Source organism: Tateyamaria omphalii (assembly GCF_001969365.1).
Classification (GTDB): Bacteria; Pseudomonadota; Alphaproteobacteria; order Rhodobacterales; family Rhodobacteraceae; genus Tateyamaria; species Tateyamaria omphalii_A.
Genome location: NZ_CP019312.1, coordinates 3,466,303 through 3,484,798, shown reverse-complemented (window position 1 = coordinate 3,484,798; position 18,496 = coordinate 3,466,303). Strand labels below are relative to the sequence as shown.

The window sequence follows — 18,496 nt, the reverse complement described above, 5'->3', positions numbered from 1 at the left end:
GTAAGTTCATGAAACTCACCAAGACCCTACTTGCCACGACAGCACTGACGCTGGCATCCGGTACGGCATTCGCAGACGGCCATATGGCCAGCGACATGACCCTCGTCAGCTGGGGCGGCGCGTATCAGAACAGCCAGCAGAAGGCTTATGTCGAGCCCTATCTGGAGATGAACGACGGCGTGACCGCCGTTTGGGACGAAAGCTCGGCTGAAGCCGTGGCCAAACTGCGCGCCATGAACGAAGCGGGCAGCGTCACCTGGGACGTGGTTGACGTCGTGGCGGCGGATGCGATCCGCCTGTGCGACGAGGGCCTCGCGCTGGAGATTGACCCGGACGAAGATCTGGCCGCAGCCCCCGATGGCACATCCGCGTCGGACGACTTTGGCGACCTGCTGGTCTCCGACTGCTTTATCCCACAGATCGTGTATTCGACCACGTTCGGCTACCGCACCGACCTGGTGGGTGACACACCACCCACGGAAGTCTGCGCCGTCTTCGACACCGAAACCTATCCCGGCAAGCGGTCGCTGGAAAAGCGCCCGATCAACAACATGGAATGGGCGCTGCTGTGTGACGGCGTGGCCAAGGACGACGTGTATGACGTGCTGGCGACCGACGAAGGTCAGCAACAGGCGCTGGACAAGCTGGCCACCATCAAGGACGACGTGATCTGGTGGTCTGCCGGTGCTGACACGCCGCAACTGCTGGCCGATGGCGAGGTCATCATGGGCTCGACCTATAACGGTCGTCTGTTTGCGGCCATCGAAGAGCAGGACCAACCCATCGGTATGCTTTGGGACGCGCAGGTGTTCGACCTTGACGGTTGGATCATCCCCACCGGCCTGAGCCCCGAGCGGGAAGCGCGTGCGCGTGACTTCATCAAGTTCGCGACCGACACGCAACGTCTGGCGGATCAAGCCAAGTACATCAGCTACGGTCCGGCGCGTGCGTCGTCCGCACCGCTGGTCGGTCAGCACGCGACGCTGGGCATCGACATGGCGCCACACATGCCGACCGATCCCGACAACGCACAGAACACGTTCCTTTATAACTACGAGTTCTGGGCGGACTACCGCGACGACATCGACGCCAAATTCCAGGCGTGGCTGGCGCAATAAGCCCCGGTTGGGCGGACGACGCGTCCGCCTTACTGCACATCAATCGTAAGGCGGGGGTGTCCCCCGCCTTGCTCCACCACCGGGGGAAGACCATGCGCAAGGGCTATATCATCGGCCACGTGACGATCCACGACGCGGACGCCTACCAGGCGTATGGCGCCAACAACAACGAGATCTTCCCGAAATATGGCGGCACGTTCCTTGCGCGCGGCGGACAGGCAGAAGTGCTGGAAGGCACGTCGCACCCGCGCCACGTCATTGTTGAATTCCCGAGCTATGCAGATGCCCTGGCGTGCTACAACAGCCCGGAATACCAGGAAAACATGAAAATCCGGCTGGCCAACTCGGACGGCACGATCATGGTTGTCGAGGGGGTCTGAGCGATGGCGGACACAACCACGATGATCGCCGCGGACGGCACGCCGCTGAAGCGCAGCCTGGCCCGCGCCCTGCGTCGCCAGAAACTGCGCGCGTTGGGTTTGATCGCGCCGCTGCTGTTGTTTGTGCTGATCACCTTCATCGTTCCCATCGCCTCTATGCTCTTCCGTTCGGTCGAGAACGATATTGTCGCCAACACGCTTCCCTACACAGTCGAGGCGCTGGCGGATTGGGATGCGACAGGCACCGACCTGCCGCCCGCGCCTGTGTATGAGGCGATGTTTTACGACATGTTCCTCGCCGCCGAAGCCAAGCGGCATACCCGCCTTGGCACCCGCCTGAATTACGAGACCACCGGCATGTCGTCCCTGTTCCGCCAATCCGGGCGCAATATGGATGATGTGGCCGACATATCTTATGAACCGCTCGAAGACCTTGATGACGCGTGGGACGAAGGCGAAACATGGTACGCGTTGTTCAACAGCCGGGGCGTGTCCGACACCACGCTGCTGGCTGATCAGCGCATACGGGTTGCGCGCCTCTCAGGCAACGAGGCGGGGGCAGACATCAACTTTGCACCGGACGCAGAGGTGTCCGCCCTGCTTCCGCTGGCCGCGCGCGAATATACGGCATGGGCTGTTTTTGTTGCGACCCAGGACAATCGCGACCCGGCGGAACGTGATCCGTGGGAGTCGGTGGCACCTGCCCTTGTCACCGATCTGCGAGCCGCCGATCTGTCTGGTTATGCGGGACCTGCGGCTGACATGTTGCGCACGGCCCAGCGGGCCAACCTGCCCATCCCCGATTTCGCCCAGGAATTCGGCGCCATGGACGAAGACTGGGCGTCGCTTGAGCCCTGGCAAACCATTCAGACCCATTCGGGCACCTATACACCCGGCTATTTCCTCAACGCCATTGACGCACAGAAAACGCCCGAGGGCGTCGCCTGGCAGCCCGAAGAAAAGCAGATCCTTCTGACGCTGTTCGGCCGGACGATCTGGATGTCGCTTCTGATCACCTTTTCCTGCATCGCGCTTGGCTATCCCATCGCGTGGCTGCTGGCGAACCTGCCGATGCGGCAAGCCAACGTCCTGCTGATCCTGGTCCTGCTGCCGTTCTGGACCTCGCTCCTGGTGCGGACCTCGGCGTGGAAGGTCATGCTGCAACAACAGGGGGTGATCAACGATGTGCTGGTCTGGATCGGCCTTGTCGCCGATGACGGGCGGCTGATCATGATCAACAACCAGTTCGGCACCATCGTGGCGATGACGCATATCCTGCTGCCCTTTATGATCCTGCCAATGTATTCGGTGATGCAGACCATTCCGCCCAGCTATCTGCGGGCGGCAAAGTCACTTGGGGCGACAAACTGGACCGCCTTTTGGCGCGTCTACTTTCCGCAATCGGTGCCGGGCATTGGCGCGGGCAGCATCCTGGTCTTCATCCTGTCCATCGGCTACTACATCACGCCGGAGATTGTGGGCGGCACCAAAGGCGTCTTCATCTCGAACCGGATCGCCTTCCATATCTCGTCATCGCTGAACTGGGGGCTGGCCGCTGCGCTTGGCACCATCCTGCTGGCCGCGGTGCTGGTCCTCTATTGGGCCTATGACAAGATCGTGGGCATCGACAACGTGAAGCTGGGGTAATCGACCATGGGCCTTCCTCCATACGCCACGCTGGGACAGCGCATTTGGTACTACAGCTTTCGGGTGATCTGTGGACTGATCTTTTTCTTCCTCGTGGCACCCATCGTCGTGGTCATGCCACTGTCGTTCAACGCGCAGGACTTTTTCACCTTCACGCCGGAGATGCTGCGGCTGGACCCCGAGGGGTATTCGCTCAAGCACTACCGCGACTTCTTCACCAACCCGCAATGGCAGTTGGCGCTGAAAAACTCTCTGATCATCGCGCCGCTGGCGACGATCATCTCGGTCAGCTTGGGCACGCTCGCCGCCATTGGGCTGTCGCAATCCCACGTGCCCTTCAAAGGGGCAATCATGGCGATCCTGATCTCGCCCATGATCGTGCCGCTGATCATTTCGGCCACGGGCATGTTCTTTTTCTACGCCCAGCTGGGCAACTGGATGGAGGGGACACTTGGCCTCGACAAAGGGTTTGTAGGCTATGTCAAAGTGATCCTGGCGCACGCGGTGCTCGGCATTCCTTTTGTCATTATCACAGTCACGGCCACATTGGTCGGCTTTGATCGCTCGCTGACGCGGGCCGCCGCGAATATGGGGGCCGGGCCGGTCACAACCTTCTTCCGCGTGCAAATGCCGCTGATCCTGCCCGGCGTGATCTCGGGTGGCCTCTTCGCCTTTATCACGTCATTCGACGAGGTGGTCGTCGTCCTCTTCGTTGGCTCAGCCAGCCAAAAAACCCTGCCCTGGCAAATGTTCATCGGGCTGCGCGAACAAATCAGCCCCACAATCCTCGCCGTGGCCACGATCCTTGTCGTCATCTCCATCGCGCTGCTGACAACGGTCGAACTGCTCCGCCGCCGCAGCGAGCGCCTTCGGGGCATGTCTCCCGGCTAAGCCCCTTCTTCTCTTTGAAAATACGGCAGGGAGCTCGAGGGGCAGCGCCCCTCGTCAGCAAAAATGAATCGTGTCGCCGTCAGGCGTCCTTTGGATCAGCGCAACCGCTTGAGCAGGCCAAGCGACGCATAGCCATCCGCCGTCAGCCCCTGTGACTGCTGAAACGCACGTACCGCGTCCAACGTCTTGGGCCCGATGCGACCGTCGATGCCTTGGGTATTGAACCCCGCGGCCGTCAACCGGCGCTGCATCTCCTTGCGTTCGGAATAGGTCAATGCCCGATCTCCGCGCGGCCAATCCCCGCGAAACGGCGGCGCGCCGCCGATCCGGTCGCTCAGATGGCCGATGCCGATCACATAAGCGTCGGCGCTGTTATAGCGCTCGATCACCCCGAAATTGTCAAAGATCATGAGCGCAACCCCCTGGCCGCCCGCAGGCAGCAAGATCGAGGCCGGACCATGATCGCCCACCGGCGCACCGTCCACACCGACAACGCCCAGGCGTGCCCATTCGGCCGGGCTGCGCGTGTTCTTGCGATTGGCTGAGGCGTAATTGAAATTGCCGGGCAGCGTCACTTCAACGCCCCAGGGCTGCCCCTTGGTCCAGCCGAACTTCGCCAGATAGGCCGCCGTGGACGCGAGCGCATCCGTCGGATCATCCGACCAGATGTCACGCTTTCCGTCGGCAGTGAAGTCGACCGCGTGGTCCAGATAGGACGTGGGCATGAACTGTGTGTGCCCCATCGCGCCCGCCCACGATCCTGTCATGTTGCGGGGCGATGTGTCGCCGCTTTGCAGGATGGTCAGGGCCGCGATCAACTGCGCCTCGAAAAAGGCGCCGCGCCGCCCGTCATGGGCCAGCGTGGCAAGGCTGCGGATCACGTCATTGCTGCCGCGGACCGCGCCAAATGCGCTTTCAAGTCCCCAGACGGCAACCACGACCTCCTTTTCCACGCCGTAGCGCGCCTCGATCGCGTCAAGCGTCCTGGCGTGATCGCGCAGCGCGGCCTTGCCGTTGCGCACGCGGCTGTCGGACACGGCGCCGTCAAGGTAATCCCAGATGGTCTTGGTAAACTCTGACTGGTTGCGGTCCCGCTTGATCACATCCGGATCATAGCGGACCCCGTCAAAGGCCCGATCAAAGGTCGTGCCGCTGATGCCCTGGTTGCGCGCGCGTGTGCGAAACCCCTTGATCCAGTCTTGAAATGCCGCATCAGCAGCGCTGTCAGCGACAGCAGGCGCTGCGGCTTGCGTCAGCGACGCCGGGCGCGATTGGGGACGGGCGACAGACGGTTTTGCGATCACAACCGGGTCAAGGGTTTGCGTCCGACTGACCGTTTCAAGATCGGGCCGCAATTCAGGCCGCATGGATGACGGCGCCGGTTGCGCCAATGCCGAACCAAAGATGAAGACGGCGCTGCCCGCGCCAAGGGTGACTGCCCACCGCATGTTTTGCCTCTTTGTCGCCTGCTTTCTTTTGTTTCCAATGTAGCGACAATTGCGATTCCGGCAAAGGGATCAATCACAATGAGCGCGGTCCTTTGCCACCTGGTCCACCTCCGCCCGGATACGGGCCAGGTGATCGCGCAGAAGCGAGACGCGGTGCGGGCGAAAGCTTTGATCCGTGACGCGCAGGTCATCCATGCGGTCCAGCCGGAACACGCGGAAGTCCTGACGCAGGTGGCACCAGGCCAAAAGCACGTTGGTGTTTTCCATGTAGACGATGCCCAGCGGTTTGACTGTCCGCTCGGTCTGATCCCCCTTGGCGTCCTGATAGGCGAAGTGCACGCTCAGCTCATCCCAAGCCGCCTGACGCAAAATGCCCACATCAATGCGCGGCGGGTCGGGTCGCCAATAGCGGCGGGCGTCCAGCACCGCATGTTTAAGCCGGTGCGCCTGTTTCGGGGGCACGCGCGCCTGGATCTTGGCCAGGGCCGAGGTCGCCGCCTTGGCCAGCGCGGGATCGGCAATGACAGAGACGTCGCGCAAGCCCAGCACGAGCGCTTCCAACTCGTCATCCTCGAACCCGAGCGGGGGCAGTGACGCATCCTCGATCAGGGTAAAGCCGAACCCGGCCTCCCCGTCGATCACGGCACCAAGGCCCCGCAACTCGTCAATATCGCGGTAGATCGTGCGCAGCGAAACATCCATTTCATGCGCCAGCGATTGCGCCGTGATGGGCGGCGTCAGGCGGCGCAGGGTCTGCATCAGTTGGAACAGGCGATGGGTTCTGGTCATGTCTTACGTCATATCACATGTCCTGCCAGTTTCTGACAGCACAGACAGGTATCTCAACCTCAGATTACGCACCGAGGAGAGAAAGATGCTGACACTTGTGACTTACCCTCCTGCCTTTGGCCAACCCAGCGGCAGCCCGTTCTGCGTCAAGGCTTTGTACCTTTTGAACCTGTCGGGCCTGCCCTGGCAGCGCAAGGACACCGCCGATCCGCGCAACTGGCCCAAGGGCAAACTGCCCGCGCTTTGGGTCGATGACGAGATCATCGGTGACAGTGACAACATCCGCACGTGGCTGGAAGAGCGTGGCGCGCATTTCGACGCGGGCCTCAGCGATCTGGACCGCGCCACCTCGCGCGCGTTCATCCGCATGGCCGAAGAGCACATGTATTTCCACATTGTTCTGGACCGTTGGGCGGACAAGGCCGTTTGGCCCATTGTCAGAGACACATATTTCGCCACGATCCCGGCGTTTCTGCGCAAGTTCATCTCGCGCGGGATCCGCCGGATGCTGTTGCGGGGTATGGATGCGCAGGGGCTTGGCCGATTGACCGCGGGCGAGCGGCTGGAGCGGATTGAGCCTGATCTGCAAGCCATCACTGACCGTCTGTGGCACGGTCCGTTCCTGTTTGGCGCACAGCCCAGCGCAGCCGATGCCAGTGTCGCCGCAATGCTGGGTGCCATGGCCTCTACCCCCGGCGGTACGGCCCTGTCGCGCCGGGTCAGCCAGGATGTGATGCTGGTCGATTACATGCGCCGGGTCCAGGCGGCGCTGGGTTAGCGCCGCTTGCGGCTGACCTTGCGCTGGACCTTGTCGGACCGGCGTTTCGCCTTGGCGGGTTTGCGGCGCGGGCTGCGCCCTGCCGGACTTTGTCGCCCGCGCGGCAAGGATTGTCCGTCAAGCGCGAGTAGTTCCAGCGCGATGCCACCCGTGACCGGCACAGCCTCGGCCAGCCGAACGGTGGCACGCTGCCCAAGGCTGATGATCATGCCCGTATCGGACCCCATCAGCGTGTTTGCCTCGCGGTCAAAATGGAAATACTCGGCGCCGATGGATCGCATGGGCACGAGGCCGTCGGCCCCACTGTCATCCAGCTTTACGAAGATGCCGAACTTGGCGATGCCCGCCACGCGCCCCTCCATCTCGTCCCCCACACGTTCGCTCAGATAGGCCGCGAGGTAACGATCCGTCGTGTCCCGCTCGGCCACCATCGACCGGCGTTCGGTGTCCGAGATATGCGTGCCGGTTTTCTCGAGCACTTCGATGTCCTCGGGCGTCAGGCCGTCATTGCCCCACCCATGCGCCGACACCAGCGCACGGTGCACGATCAGATCGGCATAGCGCCGGATGGGCGAGGTGAAGTGCGCGTAACTGCGCAGCGCGAGGCCGAAGTGACCGAAATTCTGCGGGCTGTAATAGGCCTGCGTCATCGACCGCAGGGTCGAGATGTTGATCAACTCGGCATCCTCAGTGCCTGCCGCCTGCGCCAGCAAGCGGTTGAGATGCGCGGTTTTCAGCACCTGTCCTTTGGCGAGGTTCAGACCGGCGGCCTGCGCCGTTTCCCGCAGGCTTTCCAGCTTGTCGGGCGACGGTTCCTCGTGCACGCGGAACAGAAGCGGCGATTTTTTGGCAATCAAAGTCTCGGCGGCAGCGACATTGGCCAGCACCATGAATTCTTCGATCAGCCGGTGCGCATCGAGCCGGTCCTTGAAGGCGACGGAGTGAACGGTGCCAACCTCATCCAGAACGATCTGCCGTTCGGGCAGGTCCAGTTCCAGCGGTTGCCGTTTCTTGCGCGCCTCGACCAAGGCGGCATAGGCGGCGTAGAGCGGGCGCATAACAGGCTCTAACAAAGGCTCAATGCGGTCATTTGGGTGGCCGTCCATGGCTGCCTGCACCTCTTCGTAGTGCAGCGAGGCCGGTGACCGCATCAGGCCGCGGTGAAAGCTGTGCCCGATCTTTTCGCCCTGCGCGTCGATCTGCATCCGCACGGCGATACAAGCGCGCGGCACGCCCTCGTGCAGCGAACACAGGTCGCCCGACAGACGGTCCGGAAGCATCGGCACCACCCGGTCCGGGAAATAGGTCGAGTTGCCGCGTTTCTTCGCCTCGCGGTCAAGGGCAGAGCCAGGCGTGACGTAAGCCGCGACATCGGCAATCGCGACCCAAATGATGTGTCCGCCCGCGTTCTTCGGGTCGTCATCGGCGTGGGCATAGCACGCATCGTCATGGTCCCGCGCATCAGATGGGTCGATGGTGACAAGCGGCATGTCCCGCAAATCTTCGCGTCCCTTCAACCCTTTGGGTTTCTGTGCGTCCGCTTCGGTGATCACGGCATCGGGAAAGGCGTCGGGGATGCCGTGTTCGTGGATTGCGATCAGCGACACGGCCTTGGGCGCAGACGGATCGCCCAGCCGGTTGACGACACGGGCGCGTTGCAGCCCGATGCGCCCACGCGGGCCCGCCTGTTCGGCCTCGACCAACTCGCCATCCTTGGCGCCGTGGGTGGCGCCCGCCGGAACCTGCCATTCCTTGTCGCTGCCCTTGTCGATGGGCACGATCCGCCCGCCTTCGGCACTGACGCGAAAGACACCGAGGATCCGGCGCGGGTTGGTGCCGATGCGGCGGATCAGCCGCGCCTCGTAATTGTGGTCGGTGTCCTTGACCAGCGTGAGGCGCGCCAGAATGCGGTCGCCCTGGCCCAAGGCAGGGTCAGAGGCGCGGGGCAGGACCAGTATCTTGGGTTCGACCCCTTCGCCCTGCCACTCCATCGGCTGGGCAAAGAGGTCGCCGTCGGCATCCGGGCCGGTCACTTGCAACACGCTGACGGGCGGTAGGCGGTCGGGGTCCTGATAGGTCTTCTTGCGCTTTTCCAGATGCCCCTCGGCCTCAAGCTCTTTCAGCAGGCGCTTGAGGTCGATCCGCGCGGCACCCTTTATGCCAAAGGCCTTGGCGATGTCGCGTTTCGCAGTGAGGGTGGGATTGGCGGAAATCCAGTCGAGGATCTCGGGCTTGCTTGGAATACGGCTCATGAGGCCGAGGTAGCACGCGTGCGTTCAAGCGTCATGGCAAATCGTCGACGGTGTCCACGTCGGCCAGTGTTTCGACCAACGCGACCCGGTCCATACCCAGCGCTGCGCGGCTGTCGGACAGGGCGTGTTCGGTAGACCAGCGCGCCCCGTCCAGCGCCGTTTTTGTCAATTTAGAGCCTGTTTTAACCCCGATCAGCCAGTATCCCCCGTCAGGGGCAGGCCCAAATACTGCGTCGTGCCGCCCAAGCGCGGTAAAGGCTGCCGAAATACGCTGTGGGGTGATGCCGGGGATGTCTGCGCCGATGACACAGACAGGCCCACCGGCCCGGCGCATCATACGGATCATCCGATCGCCAAGATTTCCGCGCCCTTGCGGCCAGCGTTCAAGGCGCGCAGGCCAGACGCGCGACTGCATCCCCTCGTGATCCGGGGCGACCGCGAGCACGACACGCCAGCGCGGGTCCTCGACCCGGCGCAACAGGTGGCGGACCTGATGCCGGAACCACCACGCCGCCGTGACCATGCCGATGTCGCGACCCAGGCGTGTCTTGACCCGACCCGGACGCGGCACCTTGAGCATCAGGACAAGCGTTGGCCTCAAAGGGGCCGCTCCATATCACGGTGCGGGATGCCCGCGTCGTCGTAAACCGGCCCGAATGCGGCAAAGCCAAGCCGTTCGTAGAAGGCAAGCGCGTGCGTTTGCGCGCCCAGTTTTGCCTTTGTCAGACCCTGTTCTGCCCTCGCCACATCCAAACACGCCTCGATAATGGCAGCGCCCAATCCGGTGCCGCGCGCCGGTTTCAGAACGCATACCCGCCCGATCTTGGCCGTGGTGCCGTCGATCAGGATGCGCGCGCAGCCAGCAGGTGTGCCGTCGACCGTTGCCAATACATGCAGCGCCTCGTCGTCCCGGCCGTCGACCTCTTCGGCTTCGCTTACGCCCTGTTCTTCGATGAACACGGTCCTGCGCAACGCATGGCACGCCGCCAAATCGTCTGTCTGTTCAATCGTCCAGGTCACGCGAAGTAATCCCGCAGAATACGGCCGTAGATCGACTTGAGCTGCCGGATATGGGCCACGTCGACATGTTCGTCCACCTTGTGCATCGACTGACCGACCAGGCCAAACTCGACCACAGGGCAGTGATCTTTAACAAAGCGCGCGTCGGACGTGCCGCCCGATGTACTGAGCACCGGTGTAACGCCGGTTTCCGCCTCCACCGCGCGCGCCACAAGGTCAGAAAGCGCACCCGGCGGGGTCAGGAAGCTTTCGCCGGACACTTTGACCGTCACGTCGATCTCGACCCCGTAGGCGACGGCAACCGCGTCGGCCTGCGCCTTGAGCCAGGCCGTCAGGCTGTCGCCGGAATGGGTGTCGTTAAACCGTATGTTGACGGTAGCGCGGGCCTGCGCCGGGATAACGTTGGTGGCTGGATTGCCGGTATCGACCGTCACCACCGCGAGCGTGGACGCATCGAAGTGATCCGTGCCCTGATCCAGTTCGTGGCTGGCCAACTGGTCCATCAGACGCATGAGCGGCGGGAGCGGGTTCTTGGCACGATGAGGATAGGCCGAATGGCCCTGCACACCGGTGACCGTAAACCAAGCGGTCAACGAACCCCGGCGCCCGATCTTGATCATCTCGCCCATCGTCTCGGGGCAGGTCGGCTCGCCCACAAGGCACACACTCATCGCCTCGGCCTCCGTCTCCATATGGGCCAGCAAGGCGGTGGTGCCGTCGGTCGCGTCCCCCTCCTCGTCCCCGGTGATGGCCAGGATCACGGCACCGTCGGGGGGCGTCTGCGTCACGAAATCCACCGCAGCCGCGGCAAAGGCGGCCACGCCGGATTTCATATCGGTCGTGCCGCGCCCATACATGATGCCGTCACGTTCTTCGGCGCCAAACGGTGGCGCGGTCCAGTCGTCAGGATTGCCGATCGGCACGACATCTGTGTGCCCGTTGAACCCGAAGGTGCGGGCGTGTCCCTTGGGACCGAAGCGCGCGAACAGATTACGGATGCCGCCGCGGTCGGCCCACGCACAGTCAAAGCCTGCGTCGCTCAGCAACGCGTGCAGGATGTCGAGCGCACCCTCGTCCGCCGGGGTCACAGACGGGCACCGCACCAGATCGGCGGTCAGGGCAACGGGATCGACAGGGGGCATGAGCGGGTCCTTTGGCATGGCATGTGGCGAAAAGGACGCGATATCCGCATCTTGCACCGCAGGCACAGTTAACAGGCCGCAAAATCCTGTGCTAGGGTCAACGCAACAATATGGCCTAAGGCAAGGCATCAGCAGTCCGGTCGCAACACGCATGTGCCAGCGCACGAAGACAGACCTGTCGGCTGCGTACACTAGGCCGCGTTGGCCGCCCAAAACGAGTTTGCAGGCACGGTGACACCAGCAGCGCCCACGATACCGAAAACGCTGACACCATGCGGCGCGGCGCATCGTGCCCAAGTGGTCCGGGGCGAGGCGGCATGACCTGGATCGGCATCACAGATCGCGCGGCTGGCCGCTTTTCCCCAACTGGACTGGGCGACGACAGCGGTCCCACGAAGGTTGGACCGCTGATTGAGCGTGGCACGCTGATGTTCGAGATACGGATCATAGATGCCTCAATCCCCCGTGACCTGCTTGGAATTTCGTCCGCCGCACCATGGCCCCGCACGTTGAGCTTTCAAATCGTGCCCGACGGGGGCATCGCGCTGTTGCATCGGCACGGCAGCAACATCACGCAGGCGGCCCTCCGATGGCCCGATGACGGGCGCGCGCAAACCACCCGCGTGACCTATGCCTGGGACGCGCCCGATGGATGGGGCAGGCTCGCACTGGAACGGCCCGCGTCCGGTGACATCCGCCAACGGCACGTGCATCTTCCGCGCCCGTTGGTTGCGGATGACATGCGCGACCTGATGCTGGCCGGTAAAGCGCGCACCCTTGCAGACGAGGTCCTGTTTGCGGGCATCAGCACCGATATACAGCCGCTTGGCCCCACGCCATCGGTGCATCCCGCCACACCCATTGCAACGCCCGGCGGCTACAGACCGGCGGGCAGCCTGCGCCGCGGCGACACGGTAATCACTGACACGGGTGCAATTGTGCCTGTCCTGCATGCGGTCAGTCATACGGTGCCCGCACGCGGCAGCTTTGCCCCCATCCGCTTGCGCGCGCCCCATTTCGGACTGCAGCGCGACATCGTGGTTGCACCGGAACAGCGCCTCGTTCTGCGCGGATCAGAGGTCGAATACACCTTTGGTCAGGAAGCGGTCGTCGTGGCCGCAAAACATTTGATCAACGGCAAGGGTGCTTGCCGGATCAGCGCCGGTAACACCGTAGAATATATGCAGGTGATCCTGCCCGGGCACGAGGCGCTGATGGCCGCAGGTTGCGCGCTTGAAAGTCTGTTTATCGGGCGCATACGACGCGATAAAGCACGACTGGATGCCAGTATTCTGTCAGATGTCCCAAGTCGCCTGCTGCCGGAACATGCGCACCCGGCCTATCACGCGCTCAGCGCGTTCGAGGCGACAACCCTGGTCGATCAACGCGCCGCCTGAAAGGTCATCAGCTGGCGTAGTTTGACCCTTCCTCGTCCAGAATGGCCTTGAGTTCCGCCAGATGGCGCAGATCCTGTTCGGGATAATCCTCGATCTCTTGCGCCGTCTTTTCGGCCACATCATCCGGGATCATGCGCAGCGGCTTGCCCGTCTGCAAGGCCAACAGATACGTCTGGCAGGCACGCTCGAAATAGAACATCCGGTTGAAGGTTTCGGCCACCGTATCGCCAATCACCATGATGCCGTGATTGCCCATCACCATGACTTTCTTTTTGGGATCATCAAAGAGCTTGGCACAGCGTTCTCCCTCTTCTTCGAAGGCCAGCCCGCCATAGTGTTCATCTACGACCACCCGATTGAAGAACATGCACCCGTTCTGATCAACGGGGGGCAAGGTGCTGTCAGCCAGTGCCGCAAGCGCGGTGGCATAAGGTGAATGGACGTGCATCGCGCAGCGGGCGTGGGGGCAGTGGCGGTGCATCCCGCAATGAAGGCCCCAGGCTGTCGGGTCTGGCGCGTCAGGGCCTTCCATGCTGGCAGGGTCATTCGCATCGACCACGATCAGGTCCGACGCCTTGACGCGCGAAAAATGCATCTGGTTGGGGTTCATCAGGAACTTTGTGCCGGCGTCGTTGATGGCGAGCGAGAAGTGATTGGCCACCGCCTCGTGCATGTTCAGGCGCACCGTCCAGCGAAAGGCGGCGGCCAGGTCGACGCGTTCCTGCCAATTGTCCATGTTCGGGCGAATCTGTGTGACGGTCATGCGGCTTCTCCGATGCTTTGGGGCAAAGCCTGCACGGCGTGGTGCAGTTGGATCAAGCCAAAAGGGCCAGAAGCGCGCGCTCGGCCACGCGCAAGCCGACAGGGCGGTCGGGAATGTCCAAGCGCGTATCTGCACCTGCCAGCGCGATCACTTCGGGGTGGATGTAGCTGTTGCGCGCAATTGTCGGCGTGTTGTGCAGGATTTCGGCAGCGGCTTCGGCCATCTCCTTTATCGTCACAGGCCCGTCCGCGCGCAGGACTGCATCAAGTGCAGAGGCCGAGCCGTTCCAGGTGCGGAACGTCTTGGCCGTCAGTCCCTCGCGCCCCGTTGCATCGCGCAACCAGGCGTTGACCTGTTCCGGCCCGAGCTGGCGGACAGTGCAAGCATTGTCCTCGTACTGCATCAATGCACCACCCGGCAGATCGCCCATCTGTTCCAGCGCCCGGTTCAGGGTGCGGTCACTGAACTGCTTGCGCACCCGCTGCCCACCCTTGGCGCGATAGTCGAGCCGCACGCGATTGCCATCGAGGCGCACATGCCGCGCGCGCAGGGTGGTCGCGCCATAGGTGTCATTGTCAGCCGCATAATCGGGCGTGCCCACCCGCAGCGACACCTTGTCCATCAGGCGCAGGGTGGCGGCGATGGCGAACTCTTCGTCCCGGGCGCTTTGGGTCAGCGTCTCCTGCACGCGCCGCCTGATGCGGGGCAGGGCCTGTCCAAAGGTGGCCAGATCGTCGAACTTGGTCTGCGCGCGGAAGGTCATGTAGTCCGGATGATAGCGGTATTGCTTGCGCGTCCGCGCATCATAGCCGGTCGCCAGCAGATGGCCGTTGGCACGCGGGCTGATCCAAACGTCTTCGTATGCGGGCGGCACGGCAAGCGCCTCGATCCGCTTCCGCTCTGCCCCGTTGTCGATGCGCGTGCCGTCGGGGGCGATATAGCTGAACCCCCGACCCGCCCGCCTGCGCGTGATCCCCGGCTGGTCATCGGCATACCAGATCAGACTGTCGGGAATTTCTACGTGCAAAGACATGCAGGCAGAACGCGCACGCCCCGTGGCGGTTCCTTGCGCTGTCATCGGAATATCACTTGCAGGCCCCATGGCCCGGTGAAATATTGGGTCATGGAACACGACCTTTCTTCCGCCCCCTTCCCAGCCTGGCCTGATGTTGCCCCCGATCTGGTGAATGTCGCCGCGGGCCGCGCGCCTGCCGACACCGTCATTCGCGGTGGCATCTGGGTGAATGTTCATACGCGCGAGGCGCTACCGGACCACGACATCGCCATCAAACAGGGGCGTATCGCCTGTGTACTGCCGGATGCCGGCGCCCAGATCGGGCCGGACACCGAAGTGATCGAGGCCAAGGGCCGCTACATGATCCCCGGCCTGTGCGACGGGCACATGCACATTGAATCGGGTATGCTAACCCCCGCCGAGTTCGCCGCGGCCGTCATCCCCCACGGCACCACCACCATGTTCACCGACCCGCACGAGATCGCGAATGTCCTCGGCCTCGAAGGGGTCCGTTTGATGCATGACGAGGCGCTGATGCAGCCCGTGAACATCTGGACCCAGATGCCGTCCTGCGCGCCGTCGGCGCCCGGGATGGAAACGACAGGGTACGAGATCAGCGCCGAGGACGTGGCCGAGGCGATGGCATGGCCCGGCATCATCGGGCTGGGCGAGATGATGAACTTTCCCGGCATGGCCAATGCCGATCCGCAGATGCTGGCCGAGGTTGCCGCGACCCAAAGGGCCGGCAAGACTGTGGGCGGGCACTATGCTTCGCCCGATTTAGGGTCTGATTTTGCGGCTTACGTCGCCGGTGGCCCCGCCGACGATCACGAAGGCACGTGCGAGGCTGACGCCATCGCGCGGATGCGTCAGGGCATGCGGTCGATGATCCGCCTGGGCAGCGCATGGTATGACGTCGAAACGCAGATCACCGCCATCACGCAAAAGGGTCTCGACCCACGCAACATGATCCTGTGCACCGACGATTGCCATTCCGGCACGCTGGTGAATGACGGGCACATGAACCGCGTCGTGCGGCACGCCATCTCGTGTGGCTGCGACCCGCTGGTGGCGCTACAGATGTCGACGATCAATACGGCCACGCATTTCGGGCTGGAGCGTGAGATCGGATCGCTGACGCCGGGACGCCGGGCGGATGTGATCCTGACATCCGACCTCAAAGCCCTCCCCATCGAACAGGTCATCGCGCGCGGAAAAACAGTCTCTATCAACGGTGAATTAACCGCAGAATGCCCGCATCTCGACTGGCCGACCAAAGCACGGCAGACGGTCAATATGGGCGACCCCAAAACCGCCGCAGACTTCGAGATTGCGGCGCCTGAAGGGCGCAATTCCGTCACTGCAAACGTCATCGGCGTCGTGGAAAACCAGGCCCCAACAAAGGCGCTCAAGCGCGATATGCCCGTGAGCGACGGTAAGGTCGAAAGCCACGGCGACACCTGCCAGATCGCGTTGGTCGAACGACACCAGGCGACGGGTGGCGTGGCCAATGCGCTGGTGTCCGGCTTCAACTACGAGGGCCGGATGGCCATGGCCTCGACCGTGGCGCATGATAGCCACCACATGATCGTCGTGGGCACCGACCGGGACCAGATGGCACTGGCCGCCAACCGGCTGGCCGAGGTCGGGGGGGGCATCACCATCTTCCGCGATGACGAAGAACTGGCGCTGGTCGAGTTGCCCATCGCGGGCCTCATGTCCGACAGCCCCGCGCGCGAGGTCGCAGCCAAGGCCGACCAGATGGTCCAGGCCATGACCCAATGCGGCTGCACCCTGAACAACGCCTACATGCAGCATTCGCTGCTGGCGCTTGTCGTTATTCCTGAACTGCGCATCTCCGACCTGGGACTGGTCGATGTCCGCACGTTTGATTTCATTCCAGTCCTTGAGCCAACAACATGAGAACACTTGAACAGGCCGGTCACGGCCACACCGAATACCACGACGCACAAGAAGCTGTGGACCAACTGCGCGAGCTTTATGACGAGGCGGTCCAGTTCCTGAGCCAGCAATTCCAGCACGCGATGGAGCATGGCGCGCCTGAGGGACGCGTGCGCGCCTACTATCCGGAAATCCGCTTTACCACCTCGTCCTATGCCCAAGTCGATACGCGGCTCAGCTTTGGCCACGTGGCGGATCCCGGCACCTATGCCACCACCGTCACACGGCCCGACCTGTTTGCAAACTACCTGACGCAGCAGATCGGCCTGCTGATCACCAACCACGGGCAGCCGGTGGAAATCGGCTATTCCAACACGCCCATGCCGGTGCATTTCGCGGTGGCCAACAACCCCAACATCACCGTGCCGCAACAGGGTGCGGCGGCGTTCCCGCTGCGCGATGTGTTCGATGTGCCGGACCTCAGCAACACGAACGACGACATCGTCAACGGCACATACGAGGCTGCGGACGGCATCGGCCCGCTTGCCCCCTTTACCGCCCAGCGCATCGACTATTCGCTGGCGCGGCTTGCGCACTATACGGCGACCGATGCCGATCACTTCCAGAACCACGTGCTGTTCACGAACTACCAGTTCTACGTCTCGGAATTCGAAGCCTACGCCCGCGCCCAACTCGATGACCCGGACAGCGGCTACACATCTTTCGTGTCAACCGGCAATGCCGAGATCACGGCAGGCGATCAGGACCTGCCCACCAGCCCCAAGATGCCGCAAATGCCGACCTACCACCTGAAACGTGCGGACGGGTCGGGCATCACGCTGGTCAACATCGGCGTCGGGCCGTCCAATGCCAAGACAGCCACAGACCACATTGCCGTCCTGCGCCCCCATGCGTGGCTGATGGTCGGCCACTGCGCGGGCCTGCGCAACTCTCAGGCCCTTGGCGACTTTGTCCTCGCCCATGCGTACTTGCGTGAGGACAACGTGCTCGACAGCGACCTGCCGCCGTGGGTGCCGATCCCGGCGCTGGCCGAAATCCAGATCGCGCTGGAAGAAGCGGTGGCCGAGACCACGCAGCTTAAGGGGTATGAACTGAAACGCATCATGCGCACCGGCACAGTTGCCAGCTATGATGATCGCAACTGGGAACTGCGCGACCAGCACGGACCGGTGCAGCGCCTGTCCCAATCCCGCGCCATCGCGCTGGATATGGAAAGCGCGACGATCGCGGCCAACGGCTACCGTTTTCGCGTCCCCTATGGCACGCTGCTCTGTGTCTCTGACAAGCCGCTGCACGGCGAATTGAAGCTGCCGGGCATGGCCTCGAACTTCTACAAGGAACAGGTCGCGCGCCATCTGATGATCGGAATCCGCGCAATGGAGCATCTGCGCACCATGCCGCTGGAACGCATCCACAGCCGGAAATTGCGCTCGTTCGAGGAAACCGCCTTCCTGTAACAGGCTCGTAACAGGCCCGTGACAGGCTTCAAACGGCGAAAAACAGCGGAAAACCCCTTATTTCGGGTTGCCATGGGCCACTATTCGTTGTGTGTTCGCACAACATTCCGTTATACAACGGTTCAGAGGCCCAAGTTGTCGGGCAGACGAAGGAGACCATGAAATGGCAAAACCAATGACAAAAACCCAACTCGTCGCCGCGCTGGCCGAAGAAATGGGAACAGACAAGAAATCCGCAGGCGGCGCTCTGGACGCGATCTGCGGCCTGATCACCAAGGAAGTGTCGGGCGGCGGCGCCGTGACCCTGCCGGGCGTCGGCAAGATCTATTGCCGCGAGCGTCCCGAGCGCATGGTGCGCAACCCCGCCACCGGCGAACAGTTCAAAAAAGAGGCGGACAAGGTCGTCAAAATGACCATCGCCAAAGCGTTGAAAGACAGCGTGAACGAATAAGCGCACGTCTTTCGACAGACTTCAG

At 62.8% G+C, this 18,496-nt stretch carries 16 protein-coding genes and 1 pseudogene; 9 read left to right on the top strand and 8 right to left on the bottom strand.

Annotated features, from left to right (window positions below; all coding sequences use genetic code 11):
* Window positions 1-8 precede the first annotated feature (8 nt).
* The 4 genes and pseudogenes from BWR18_RS17465 to BWR18_RS22150 all read left to right on the top strand — a co-directional run.
* Window positions 9-1,118, top strand: coding sequence for an extracellular solute-binding protein (locus tag BWR18_RS17465; RefSeq protein WP_076629699.1), 1,110 nt, complete (start codon window positions 9-11; stop codon window positions 1,116-1,118).
* 92 nt (window positions 1,119-1,210) lie between these two features.
* Window positions 1,211-1,498 carry a DUF1330 domain-containing protein gene (locus BWR18_RS17460; protein ID WP_076629698.1) on the top strand — a complete coding sequence of 96 codons (288 nt, stop codon included), beginning with the start codon at window positions 1,211-1,213 and terminating at the stop codon, window positions 1,496-1,498.
* A gap of 3 nt (window positions 1,499-1,501) precedes the next feature.
* Window positions 1,502-3,145 (top strand): ABC transporter permease, encoded by a 1,644-nt coding sequence (locus BWR18_RS22155; RefSeq protein WP_254684891.1) that lies wholly within the window; start codon window positions 1,502-1,504, stop codon window positions 3,143-3,145.
* 12 nt (window positions 3,146-3,157) lie between these two features.
* Window positions 3,158-4,036 (top strand): annotated as a pseudogene (locus tag BWR18_RS22150) (ABC transporter permease); the annotation flags it as partial.
* 95 nt (window positions 4,037-4,131) lie between these two features.
* On the opposite strand, the gene BWR18_RS17450 reads toward BWR18_RS22150, so the two are convergent.
* Both BWR18_RS17450 and BWR18_RS17445 read right to left on the bottom strand, forming a co-directional pair.
* Window positions 4,132-5,484: a lytic murein transglycosylase gene (locus BWR18_RS17450; protein WP_076629697.1), complete on the bottom strand. Its 1,353-nt coding sequence runs from the start codon at window positions 5,482-5,484 to the stop codon at window positions 4,132-4,134.
* Between the two features lie 69 nt (window positions 5,485-5,553).
* Window positions 5,554-6,273 carry a helix-turn-helix transcriptional regulator gene (locus BWR18_RS17445; RefSeq protein ID WP_076629696.1) on the bottom strand — a complete coding sequence of 240 codons (720 nt, stop codon included), beginning with the start codon at window positions 6,271-6,273 and terminating at the stop codon, window positions 5,554-5,556.
* 85 nt (window positions 6,274-6,358) lie between these two features.
* Here BWR18_RS17445 and BWR18_RS17440 point away from each other — a divergent pair, with 85 nt between their 5' ends.
* Window positions 6,359-7,051, top strand: a complete 693-nt coding sequence (locus tag BWR18_RS17440; protein ID WP_076629695.1) for a glutathione S-transferase family protein — start codon at window positions 6,359-6,361, stop codon at window positions 7,049-7,051.
* Here the strand turns inward: BWR18_RS17440 and rnr are convergent.
* From rnr to dapE, 4 genes are read right to left on the bottom strand one after another with little or no spacing between them, the layout of a single operon-like run.
* A complete protein-coding gene (gene rnr / locus BWR18_RS17435; protein WP_076629694.1) occupies window positions 7,048-9,303 on the bottom strand; it encodes a ribonuclease R in 2,256 nt (751 codons plus the stop codon). The two genes, BWR18_RS17440 and rnr, sit on opposite strands and share 4 nt — an antisense overlap.
* A gap of 31 nt (window positions 9,304-9,334) precedes the next feature.
* A complete protein-coding gene (locus BWR18_RS17430) occupies window positions 9,335-9,904 on the bottom strand; it encodes a TIGR04282 family arsenosugar biosynthesis glycosyltransferase (protein WP_157598822.1) in 570 nt (189 codons plus the stop codon).
* Window positions 9,901-10,323 carry a GNAT family N-acetyltransferase gene (locus BWR18_RS17425; RefSeq protein WP_076629692.1) on the bottom strand — a complete coding sequence of 141 codons (423 nt, stop codon included), beginning with the start codon at window positions 10,321-10,323 and terminating at the stop codon, window positions 9,901-9,903. Before BWR18_RS17425 ends, BWR18_RS17430 begins: the two co-directional genes overlap by 4 nt.
* Window positions 10,320-11,465: a succinyl-diaminopimelate desuccinylase gene (gene dapE / locus BWR18_RS17420; protein WP_076630397.1), complete on the bottom strand. Its 1,146-nt coding sequence runs from the start codon at window positions 11,463-11,465 to the stop codon at window positions 10,320-10,322. The genes BWR18_RS17425 and dapE overlap by 4 nt, the downstream gene beginning before the upstream one ends.
* A gap of 317 nt (window positions 11,466-11,782) precedes the next feature.
* Between dapE and BWR18_RS17415 the strand changes: the two genes are divergently transcribed.
* Window positions 11,783-12,862, top strand: coding sequence for a Hint domain-containing protein (locus BWR18_RS17415; protein WP_076629691.1), 1,080 nt, complete (start codon window positions 11,783-11,785; stop codon window positions 12,860-12,862).
* Between the two features lie 7 nt (window positions 12,863-12,869).
* On the opposite strand, the gene BWR18_RS17410 is transcribed toward BWR18_RS17415, so the two are convergent.
* Window positions 12,870-13,625 (bottom strand): class II aldolase and adducin N-terminal domain-containing protein, encoded by a 756-nt coding sequence (locus BWR18_RS17410; protein ID WP_076629690.1) that lies wholly within the window; start codon window positions 13,623-13,625, stop codon window positions 12,870-12,872.
* Between the two features lie 52 nt (window positions 13,626-13,677).
* On the bottom strand, window positions 13,678-14,658 hold the full coding sequence (locus BWR18_RS17405; protein WP_076630396.1) for a DNA topoisomerase IB: 981 nt from the start codon (window positions 14,656-14,658) through the stop codon (window positions 13,678-13,680).
* Between the two features lie 90 nt (window positions 14,659-14,748).
* Between BWR18_RS17405 and ade the strand changes: the two genes are divergently transcribed.
* From ade to BWR18_RS17390, 3 genes are all read left to right on the top strand, one after another.
* Window positions 14,749-16,563, top strand: coding sequence for an adenine deaminase (gene ade / locus BWR18_RS17400; RefSeq protein ID WP_076629689.1), 1,815 nt, complete (start codon window positions 14,749-14,751; stop codon window positions 16,561-16,563).
* On the top strand, window positions 16,560-18,020 hold the full coding sequence (locus tag BWR18_RS17395; RefSeq protein ID WP_076629688.1) for an AMP nucleosidase: 1,461 nt from the start codon (window positions 16,560-16,562) through the stop codon (window positions 18,018-18,020). Before ade ends, BWR18_RS17395 begins: the two co-directional genes overlap by 4 nt.
* 163 nt (window positions 18,021-18,183) lie before the next feature.
* Complete coding sequence (locus tag BWR18_RS17390; protein ID WP_076629687.1) at window positions 18,184-18,471, top strand: HU family DNA-binding protein; 288 nt, start codon at window positions 18,184-18,186, stop codon at window positions 18,469-18,471.
* Window positions 18,472-18,496: the final 25 nt, after the last annotated feature.